9 protein-coding genes and 1 tRNA gene are annotated in these 9,830 nt (G+C 59.2%); 7 read left to right on the top strand and 3 right to left on the bottom strand.

Annotation, left to right across the window (positions count from 1 at the left end):
* Nucleotides 1–171 precede the first annotated feature (171 nt).
* Both HMPREF2912_RS13380 and HMPREF2912_RS02970 read right to left on the bottom strand, forming a co-directional pair.
* Nucleotides 172–330: a hypothetical protein gene (locus HMPREF2912_RS13380; RefSeq protein ID WP_158014593.1), complete on the bottom strand. Its 159-nt coding sequence runs from the start codon at nucleotides 328–330 to the stop codon at nucleotides 172–174.
* A gap of 399 nt (nucleotides 331–729) precedes the next feature.
* The gene (locus HMPREF2912_RS02970) at nucleotides 730–1,740 is read right to left on the bottom strand and encodes a helix-turn-helix transcriptional regulator (RefSeq protein ID WP_198530986.1); all 1,011 of its coding nucleotides are present in this window, start codon (nucleotides 1,738–1,740) and stop codon (nucleotides 730–732) included.
* Between the two features lie 73 nt (nucleotides 1,741–1,813).
* On the opposite strand from HMPREF2912_RS02970, the gene HMPREF2912_RS02965 reads away from it, so the two are divergent.
* Nucleotides 1,814–2,179: a VOC family protein gene (locus HMPREF2912_RS02965; protein WP_070524765.1), complete on the top strand. Its 366-nt coding sequence runs from the start codon at nucleotides 1,814–1,816 to the stop codon at nucleotides 2,177–2,179.
* 525 nt (nucleotides 2,180–2,704) lie between these two features.
* Here the strand turns inward: HMPREF2912_RS02965 and HMPREF2912_RS02960 are convergent.
* Nucleotides 2,705–2,789: transfer RNA gene (locus HMPREF2912_RS02960), tRNA-Leu, on the bottom strand.
* A 190-nt stretch (nucleotides 2,790–2,979) separates the two neighbouring features.
* Here HMPREF2912_RS02960 and HMPREF2912_RS02955 point away from each other — a divergent pair.
* From HMPREF2912_RS02955 to HMPREF2912_RS02930, 6 genes are read left to right on the top strand one after another with little or no spacing between them, the layout of a single operon-like run.
* Nucleotides 2,980–3,804, top strand: a complete 825-nt coding sequence (locus tag HMPREF2912_RS02955) for a DUF3662 and FHA domain-containing protein (RefSeq protein WP_070444456.1) — start codon at nucleotides 2,980–2,982, stop codon at nucleotides 3,802–3,804.
* Nucleotides 3,805–3,849: 45 nt separating this feature from the next.
* On the top strand, nucleotides 3,850–4,302 hold the full coding sequence (locus HMPREF2912_RS02950; protein WP_070444458.1) for an FHA domain-containing protein FhaB/FipA: 453 nt from the start codon (nucleotides 3,850–3,852) through the stop codon (nucleotides 4,300–4,302).
* Complete coding sequence (locus HMPREF2912_RS02945; protein ID WP_070683182.1) at nucleotides 4,299–5,633, top strand: PP2C family protein-serine/threonine phosphatase; 1,335 nt, start codon at nucleotides 4,299–4,301, stop codon at nucleotides 5,631–5,633. Before HMPREF2912_RS02950 ends, HMPREF2912_RS02945 begins: the two co-directional genes overlap by 4 nt.
* A complete protein-coding gene (locus tag HMPREF2912_RS02940; protein WP_070533538.1) occupies nucleotides 5,634–6,986 on the top strand; it encodes an FtsW/RodA/SpoVE family cell cycle protein in 1,353 nt (450 codons plus the stop codon). It begins immediately after the preceding gene.
* Nucleotides 6,983–8,413: a penicillin-binding transpeptidase domain-containing protein gene (locus HMPREF2912_RS02935; protein ID WP_070533540.1), complete on the top strand. Its 1,431-nt coding sequence runs from the start codon at nucleotides 6,983–6,985 to the stop codon at nucleotides 8,411–8,413. The genes HMPREF2912_RS02940 and HMPREF2912_RS02935 overlap by 4 nt, the downstream gene beginning before the upstream one ends.
* Nucleotides 8,413–9,825, top strand: coding sequence for a serine/threonine-protein kinase (locus HMPREF2912_RS02930; RefSeq protein WP_070533542.1), 1,413 nt, complete (start codon nucleotides 8,413–8,415; stop codon nucleotides 9,823–9,825). Before HMPREF2912_RS02935 ends, HMPREF2912_RS02930 begins: the two co-directional genes overlap by 1 nt.
* Nucleotides 9,826–9,830: the final 5 nt, after the last annotated feature.

Genomic DNA, 9,830 nt, shown 5'->3' with positions numbered 1-9,830 from the left:
GATACTCACTCAGGCGCTACCAGATACTCACCACGCCGCTACCATTTCGGTCTTCTTAGCATTTTATCGCGCACGAGCGCTGGGAAACAGCAGCCACGACGCACCTTGTCGCTGTGGTCGTTTTGCTCATGCCAGCATTAATCCTCGGGGAAGTGAAGTGATACTGCGCTACTAACTGCGCCGTCTTAAACGAGGTCTGTGTTTTCCTGATCCCGTCGTGTGCCAAATATAGCCACCAGCGTTAACCGTGCCGAGCAACTTGTGGTTGTGGATACCGGCTAGCACCTTGGTGACAATGCGCTCAGTGGCCACAATCTGATAAGGGCGCATAATCCGCAACACTATGGCCGAAATATTTTGCGTACCTCAACCTCTAAGTCGTGCTCACCTGAATTCTCATGAGTGACATGTAAACCTGCTCTCACACCCTTGGTAGATCACACAGAATCGTCATGGTAAAGACCCTCAATGTGAAGTGGGAAGATTGTAGACCGGCTAAGATGCCCGCACTACGCTGCGGCTTCACCAGTGGTAAGAGGCCCTCGCCCGCCTTGAAGGCGCTCTGAACCTCCAAAGCCCTTACTCCACCACCCTGCGAGTGAAGCGAAAGCCATCGTTACTTACTTTTCTCCAATCATAAGATCCACGAGAGCTCCTAGATTGTTAGCGCACCTCTTACCGTTTTCAGCAGGCCTGTTACGACGGCATCCCAGTACCCATCTTCGGTTTCTACGATTCAGGATTTGTGGTCCCACTATGTCGTTTCGCAAGTTCATTAGCTAGATCAGCAGTGATTTTTACTGCTTCCGGGGGATCGGTGACCCAGATGTGGTCCCCAAACTGAAGCAATTGCCTTACCCCCTGAATATCCGCATATCCCACCACGATACGGACAAAGTTTTCGTCCACGGGTTCATAATGGATAAGCCGTGATCCCAAAATACGAGATGCCATATCAAGCCGAGTCGCTCGAAGAAGTGCGGTGATTCGAACTGGCATGTCTTCTTCTAATTGCTCAACGAGCTGCGCCCACACCCTTGCCAAACTTTGCCCTGGACGAAGCTGAGCAGCTTGACCTAAAACGCGAAAGGTTTCTAAACGCGAGACTGCCAACATCCTTGGTTCCCCATCGATATCAACGACCAAGTACCAACTTCTACCCTTGTGTACAAGCCCATAAGGATCAGCCACAGCACGTTGTTGCTTCTTGTCCCCGCTTCGGCGATAGGACACCTCAATTCGAGCTTCTTTCCGTACAGCCTCTAGCAACTCTTCTAAGTCGTTTTGGGTTTCATTGCTAAACCAGCCACTGGAATCAAGTAGGACCTTTTCTTCCAAATTATGAGTATCGGACGCTTTAGAGAATGAGACTGCGTTCATTTTCTTCTGCAGCAGGGCGATGTCTTGGCCAAACCCCAAGTGTGCGAGTGAATCTGCCCCGACGCCAAGAATCCTCATCAGCTGAATCTCAGTCGGATCCAATCGAGAAGCGTTCAATCGAGCGCGCCTATCGAGCACAATCCCACCATGCATACCTTGCTCCGTATAAACAGGTATTCCTGCGGCCGAGAGTGCATCAACGTCACGCAGTATTGTGCGCTGGGAAACCTCAAAATGCGAAGCCAGCTCGGCAGCCGTAGCACGGCCTCGGGTTTGCAATAGCAAGAGCATAGACAACAGGCGCGCCGATCTCATGCCGTAATTATCGCTGGAACCACAATATTTTCCGGAATATGACACTCCTTGTCAGGTTTGTTTGCTCGAATGCACTGCGTCCACGTAAACAACACCACTCACCGAAAGGAGAATGGCAATGCCAACCCCCAATCTTTTCCTAACCTATGTCTCCGATACAGAGATCTCGACTGCCTTCTACAGCGACTTATTCGATATGCAGCCATCGTTCATCAGTCCTCGATATGTAGCATTCGAAATTTCAAAGGATGTCCTGTTTGCTGTGTGGACCGGCCATAACACCCACATGGAGAAACAAACACCGCGAACGAGCGAAATAGGTTTGATGCTGGATGGACCGGCAAGCCGCATCGATGAGACATACCGTCTATGGAAATCAAAAGGAGTCCAAATTGTGCAGCCACCCTACGATGATGTCTTCGGCCGCACCTTCGTTGTTGCCGACCCTGATGGAAACCTTATCCGCGTCAGCCCAGTCGATTAACTCCTAGATCAGGATTCAACGACTAGGAAATCCTCCAACGCCCCGGGAACCACCTCAGTTGGAGGATTCCAAGTGCCCCTAAGTAGGATCTCAAGTCAAGGATGGTTTAGGCACACCAGCTTTCCCGTACAACGAACCCCTAAAACTGCTTGGCCTATGGGCGCAGCAGAGATCCACCGAAAGTAATGGCCCGGCCCCAAATCGAACTACGAGATCGAGATCATGCAATAAAACTATTATCCTCTCGACCCTGCCAACCAAACCTAAGCAAACATCAAGCCTCGGACTGACTGCCTACACAATAAACCGAAACTCAAAAGAAGGGTGTCAGATCAAGATGACTTGTTGACACCATCGAAAACAAAATTCGAAAGACGTGTCGACCGGCGCGGGCGGGATTTAGGATGTAAATCCCCACACTTGCAATCCTCGACCGCCAAAGTTCAGAAAAAGAAAGAAACCGGAGGTCACGAACCCTTTCGAGTTTGTTACCTCCGGTGTCGCAGTTTGTTCAACTGCTCAGCGTGCCCGGGGCGGGACTTGAACCCGCACGTCCTATAAGGACACTGGCACCTGAAGCCAGCGCGTCTGCCAATTCCGCCACCCGGGCAGGGTATTGATGTCTTGGCGACTAGCTAACTTTAGCACGCAGCCCCAGCGAATCTACAAATCCGCTGGCAAACCTGAACTTTCCAGGGAACTTTGCCGCGCGCGTCTACGTTAAGTCAAGGAAAGCACCCTATACTGATCGCTGCTATATCTCTCCCTGAAAACATCCCGAAAGGAGGACGGCCCTTCCAATGGCATTGCTAGATAAGCTCGCCAAGCTGGATTCTTCCCTGCAACGCGGACTGGACAACGGCATGGCCTTTGTCTTCGGCGGCAAGGTCGTCCCCGCTGAGATTGAGGAGCTTCTCAAGCAGGAGGCGCAGGACAATTTGTCCCGCGGTGATGATGGCAAGCTGTATAGCCCCAACGTCATGACCGTCGGCGTATCCTCCAAAGATATCGAGAACCTCTCCCAAGACCGGGGTGTTCCCAAGGATCTAGCTGATCAGCTCACCCGCTTCATCCGTAACAGTGGCTGGTCCCTCGCCGGGCCGGTCATCGTACGCATCGCGGAGGAGTCGGGACTGCGGACTGGGCAGTTGCGCGTGTCCTCCTTTTTGGATCACGAGCCCACCGAAGAAACCGGATTTGATGCGATTTTCCACCACGACCATGGTCAGGAGGACTCTATGACCCAGCCGCACAACGCCGATGAGGCCGCAACCACCGCCTTTATGGCGCCCACCCCGAACCAGCCGGCGCCGCAGGGCCCAGCGGTAACACTCATGCTGCAGGACGGCTCCTCCCGCGTCTACCACGTGCAGGAGGGCTCCAACATCCTGGGCCGCAGCAATGACGCGGACCTGCGCCTGCCCGATACCGGTGTATCCCGCCAGCACGCGGAGATCACCTGGAACGGCCAGGACGCCGTGCTGGTGGACCTGCAATCCACGAACGGCACCACCGTGAACGACACCCCGATTGAGAACTGGCTGCTTGCCGACGGCGACGTGATCACCCTCGGCCACTCCCACATCGAGGTGCGCATCACCGGCCTCGAGAACCAAGGCTACTAAGCCGCCTCAGCAACTTTTCCAGATTTTTTAGCGTAAGGACTTTCCATGGATTCGATCGTGCTGCTCTCGCTGCGCATCGGCCTGCTGGTGTTGCTGTGGCTGTTCATCTTGGCCGCACTCAACGCCATGCGTCGCGATGCCAATAAGGCCGCCGGCGTCTACCAGGCATCGTCCCCGGTGAAGGGGGCCCAGAGGCGTCGCGAAGCGCCGCGTGAGATCACCATCGTGGACGGGCCGCTGCGCGGTTCCCACATGGAGCTAGGCACTCTTGAGGACTGTACGATGGGCCGCGCACAGGACTGTGACTTTGTCACTGGTGATGATTTCTCCTCCGGTCACCACGCCCGTTTGTTCCGCAGGGGCAGCGAGTGGTTCGTGGAGGACCTCGAATCCCGCAACGGCACCTTCGTTGGTGGCGTTCGCATTGACCAGCCAGAACGAGTCGGAGTCGGCTCCGATATCAAACTTGGCCGAACGACCGTGAGGTTGATGGCATGACTTTAAGCCTGACTTTTACTGCAGTGACGGACCGCGGACTGGTCCGCGAAAATAACGAGGATTCCGCCCACGCGGGCCCGCACCTGCTGATGTTGGCCGACGGCATGGGAGGCCACGCAGCCGGCGAGGTTGCGTCCACCACCATGGTGGAGCACATGGCCTCCCTCGAGCGCGATCCAGGCGATAATGACATGCTGGCCCTGCTCGGCGCGGCGGCGGAGGACGCCAATGCGGCGATCCGCGAGCACGTGGACGAGCACCCGGAGACCGAGGGCATGGGCACCACGCTGACCGCCCTGCTCTTTAACGGATCCGAATTCGGCGTGTGCCACGTGGGTGATTCCCGCGGCTACCGGCTGCGCGAGGGCAAGCTGACCCAGATCACCAAGGACGACACTTATGTGCAGTCCCTCGTCGATGAGGGCAAGCTCGATCCGGCAGATGTCTCCTCCCACCCGCAGAAGTCACTGATCCTCAAGGCCTATACCGGCCGGCCCGTGGAGCCGACGCTCTTTACGCTCGATGCTGAACCGGGCGACCGCCTCCTGCTGTGTTCGGACGGCCTGTCGGATCCGGTGACGGCCTCTACCATCGAGCAGGCGCTGAAGCAGGGCACGGTCGAAGAGGCCGCCACCACCCTGCGGGATCTTGCGCTGCGCTCCGGCGGCCCGGACAACGTCACCATCGTGGTGGCGGAAGTCGTGGACGGTGAAGGCGACGACGCCGACCCCATCACCGTCGGTGCCGTCCAAGGCGTCGTCCCGGAACCAACGCACCCCGATTCTTCCGCGAGCCGCGCCGCGAAGCTTATCTCGCCCCCAAAAGCGCAAGCCGCTGAGGAGAAGCCCCAGGACGAACCACAGCGGCGGCCACAGCGAAGCCGGATTGGGTGGAAGGTCATTGCGTGCCTTGCCATCATCATCGTGCTGGTCATCAGCGGCGGCCTCTGGATGAAAAGTTACCTGGGCAGCAACTACTACGTGACCGCCGATGAAGAAGGCGTCCTCACTATCCAAGAAGGCGCGGACTATGAGATCTTCGGCCGCCCGTTGCACCACACGTATCAGAATGCGTGCCTAAACAAGGACAATACGCTCAAGCTGGGGCACGGCGCCTGCGACGGTGATTTCGCACCGTTCGCGCTGAAGGATTTGCCCGAATCCGAACGCGCTGCCGTGGGCAACCTGCCCTCCGGCTCCTATGACGAGGTGCAAACACAGCTTTCGCAGCTCTCGGACAAGGCGCTCAAGCCCTGCCCGAAGGCGTCGAAGGACGAGAAAAACAAAGATGCCAAGAGCGAATCCAAAGGAAACTGCCGGGAGGTGAAGTAGATGAGTAAGTTCTTTTCCCGCGGCACCGAGTTCGGCCTGCTCGTGCTCGCCACCGTGGTCTTCGCCATCACCCTGGTCAGCCTCGAGTTATCGCAGGGCAACGTGCTGACCCTCGATGTCCTCTACCTCATCGGTGGATTCATCGGCGTCTTCGCCGTCGCTCACTTGGTGCTCTGCTTCCTCGCGCCCTACGCGGATCAGCTCATGCTTCCCATCGTCGCGGTGCTCAACGGCACCGGGCTCATTCTGTTGAAGCGCCTCGACCTGGCGAATGGCGGCGGGCTGGCGGTGCGACAGGTGATGTGGACCATCGTCGGCCTCATCCTCTTCGCGCTGGTGCTCATTCTCCTACGCGATCACCGCTCGCTGACCAGGTACTCCTATATCTTGGGTGCGCTCGGCCTGATCCTTCTCGCCTTGCCCCTCGTGTGGCCGCAACCGCCGGGCGTGGACGCTCGCATCTGGCTGTGGCTGGGGCCGTTTTCTATCCAGCCGGGCGAGTTCTCCAAGATCTTGCTGATCCTGTTCTTCGCCATGCTGCTTACCCAGAAGCGCTCGCTGTTCACGGTGGCCGGCTACAAGTTCCTCGGCATTTCTCTGCCACGCCTGCGCGATCTGGCCCCCATCCTGGTGATCTGGGGCATCGCGATTATCATCATGGGCATTTCCAATGACTTCGGTCCCGCCCTGCTGCTGTTTAGCACCGTGCTCGGCATGCTCTTTATGGCTACCAACCGCGTGAGCTGGTTGCTCATCGGCGTCATCCTCGTGGGTGTCGGCGGCTTCAGCATCTACCAGGTGTCGGACAAGATCCAGCAGCGCTTCTCCAACTTCTTGGATCCGTTGGGCAATTATGACTCCACCGGCTACCAGCTTTCCCAAGCTCTGTTCGGTATGTCCTCCGGCGGCATTACCGGATCCGGCTTGGGCCAGGGCCACCCGGACATGGTTCCGGTAGCGCACTCGGACTTCATCCTGGCCGGGATTGGTGAGGAATTCGGCCTCATCGGCCTCGCCGCCGTGCTCATTCTCTTTGCCATGCTGGTCTCGCGCGGATTCCGTACCGCGCTGACCTGCCGCGATACCTATGGCAAACTGGTCGCCTCTGGCCTCGCGCTCACCTTGGCCGTGCAAGTCTTCGTCGTCACCGGCGGCATCTCCGCGCTGCTGCCCATGACTGGTCTGACCACGCCTTTCATGTCCGCGGGTGGTTCTTCGCTCATGGCCAATTACATGCTGCTGGCCATCCTTCTGAGAATCTCCAATGCGGCGCGCCGCCCGGCGCGCGAGCAGACCTCGAACGCGCCCACTGACACGTCCCTATTCCCAGCCGTCCAGGAGGCAAGCCGATGAACAGATCGATCCGCCTCGTTTCCCTCTTTGCCCTCATCCTTACCGCCGTGCTCCTGGTGAACCTCACCGTGATCCAGGCGTTCTCCGACGACAAATACGCCCATAACCCCAAGAACGTTCGCGGTTTCTTGGAGATGCGCACGACCCCGCGCGGCCAGATTTTCGCTGGCGACACGGTTTTAGCGCAGTCCACTGCCGACGCCGAGGGAAACTACTCCCGCTCCTACCCTGCCGATTCCCCCGCCTTCGCCAACATCACCGGCTACCTTTCGGAGCGCTTCGGCGCCTCCCAGCTGGAGGCATCCCAGAATGACATCCTCAACGGCAAGGATGATTCGCTGCTGGCGCGCAATTGGCTCGACACGCTCTCCGGAAAACCCCAGATGGGAGCGAACGTCGAGGTCACCATCGATCCCGCACTGCAGCAAGCCGCCTACGACCAGCTAGCCGGGCCCGGCTATAACGGCGCAGCCGTGGCCATCCAGCCCTCGACGGGCAAGATTCTGGCCATGGCCTCCACCCCTAGTTTCAACGTCTCCGACCTGCTCGGTGACAACGCCAGCGAACGGTGGGAACAGTTGCAGAATCAAGAAGGCACGCCGCTGGTTAACCACGCTGCGCAGGACACCCTGCCCCCGGGCTCGATTTTTAAGATCATCACCACCGCCGCCGGCCTCAATAACGGTTTCAACCCGAACTCCACGTTGACCGGCGCCGCCTCCATCACGCTGCCCGATTCCGTCACGGAGCTGACCAACGACGGCAACCGAGCCTGCGGCGGCGCAGAGAGCGTCACCCTACATACGGCCTTCGCGCTGTCCTGCAACACGGCTTTTGCGCAGATGTCAGAGAGCATCGGCGCCGATGAGTTGCGCAAGTATGCGGAGGGCTTCGGCGTGGGTGAGAAGTACTCGCTCGGTGTGGAGACTTCCGCTGGTGCGCTGGGCGAGCTTGGCGACGGCGCCCAAGTCGCCCAATCCTCCATCGGCCAGCGCGACGTGACCATGTCCGCCCTGCAGGCGGCTATCATGGCCGGGACCATCGCTAACCAGGGCAAGCGCATGGAGCCTTACCTGATCAACCGCATCACCGATGCCCAGATGAATGAGCTGCGCTCCACCCAGCCACGCCAGGCTGCCGAAGCCGTCAGCGAAGAGACGGCCAACACCATCAAGGACCTCATGTTTGCCTCCGAGCACAGCACCTATGGCTATGACGGGAACGGTTTCGCCTCGAAAACCGGTACCGCCGAGCACGGCGAGGGCCTTGCCCCGCACGCGTGGTACGTGGCTTTCGATCCGGACAAGGACATCGCGGTAGGCGTCGTGGTCAAGGACGGCGGGCACCTAGGCCAGAATGCCTACGGCGGCCAAGTCTCCGCGCCCATCGGCCGCGCCATCCTGCGCGCATACGGAGGTGAGCAGTAGTGAACAGCGCTGATAATAAGGAACACCTACAAGCACTCATCGGCGAGGACTACCAGCTGCAGTGGATAGTCGGCCACGGCGGCATGTCCACGGTGTGGCTGGCGGACGACGTCCGCAATGACCGCGAGGTCGCCCTCAAGGTCCTGCGCCCAGAGTTCTCCGATAACAACGAGTTCCTCTCGCGCTTCCGCAACGAGGCCAAGGCCGCAGAATCCATCGATTCCGAAAACGTCGTAGCTACGTACGACTACCGGGAGCTCGAGGATAACGGCCGCATCTTCTGCTACATGGCCTTGGAGTACATTCGCGGAGAATCCCTGGCGGATCTCTTAGCCCGCGAAGGCGCACTGCCGGAAACGCTGGCCCTCGACGTCATGGAGCAGGCCTCCCACGGCCTCTCCGTGATCCACCACATGGGCCTCGTGCACCGCGATATCAAGCCCGGCAACCTCATGATTACCCAAAATGGGCAAGTCAAGATCACCGATTTTGGTATCGCCAAGGCCGCCGCCGCGGTGCCGCTGACCCGCACGGGAATGGTCGTCGGCACCGCCCAATACGTCTCCCCCGAGCAAGCCCAGGGATATGAAGTCGGCCCGACCTCTGACGTCTATTCGCTCGGCGTCGTGGGCTATGAAATGCTGGCTGGTAAGCGCCCCTTCAGCGGCGATTCCTCGGTATCGGTGGCGCTGGCGCACATCAGTCAGGCGCCGGAGCCCTTGTCGACGTCGATTAGCGCGCCCACCCGTGAACTGATCGGCATGGCCCTGCGCAAGGACCCGGGCACCCGCTTCGCCGACGGCAACGAGTTCACCAACGCGATTGCTGCCGTGCGCCAAGGCCAGCGCCCGCCTCAGCCGAAGTCCGCGGCGCTCGCGCCTATCGCAGCCGAACCCTCGCCTTCCGCCTCCACGGAGATGCTGGCCAACATGGCGCACCCCACCACGGTGCGTCCGGCCGTTTCCACACCGCAGTCTGAAGAGCGCCCTGCCAAGCAGGGGGGCTTCGGCACTGGGCTGCTCATCGCCGTGGCCATCGCCGCCCTCGTGGCTATTGGCTTCATGGCCTATAGGCTGTGGGGTAACACCTCTCCAACTCCGCCGCCTCCGCCCACCGAGGTCATCGTGACCGAAACGGTAGAGCCAGAGACGACGGTGGAAGAGGAACCGGAAAGCCCCGAGACCGTCGAGATCACCACCGTGGAAGAGGAACCTACTCAAGTCACCGTCACAACGACGCACTCTGTCATCCCTTCCCCTTCCGTGACCACACACCACACGACCCATGAGGAACTGCCCACCCTCCCCGTAGAGGAGACGCAGCCACAGGTCAATGACAGCCCAACGCTCGAGCCCGAACTAGACTCACAGAACAACCCCACCGAAGAATCCGCACTACAGGGAGGCCAGTAACCCAC

Origin of the sequence: Corynebacterium sp. HMSC056E09, assembly GCF_001813425.1 — a bacterium.
Taxonomy (GTDB): domain Bacteria; phylum Actinomycetota; class Actinomycetes; order Mycobacteriales; family Mycobacteriaceae; genus Corynebacterium; species Corynebacterium hesseae.
Note: the sequence above shows the minus strand (reverse complement) of the source record. Positions and strands in the feature narration are given on the sequence as shown.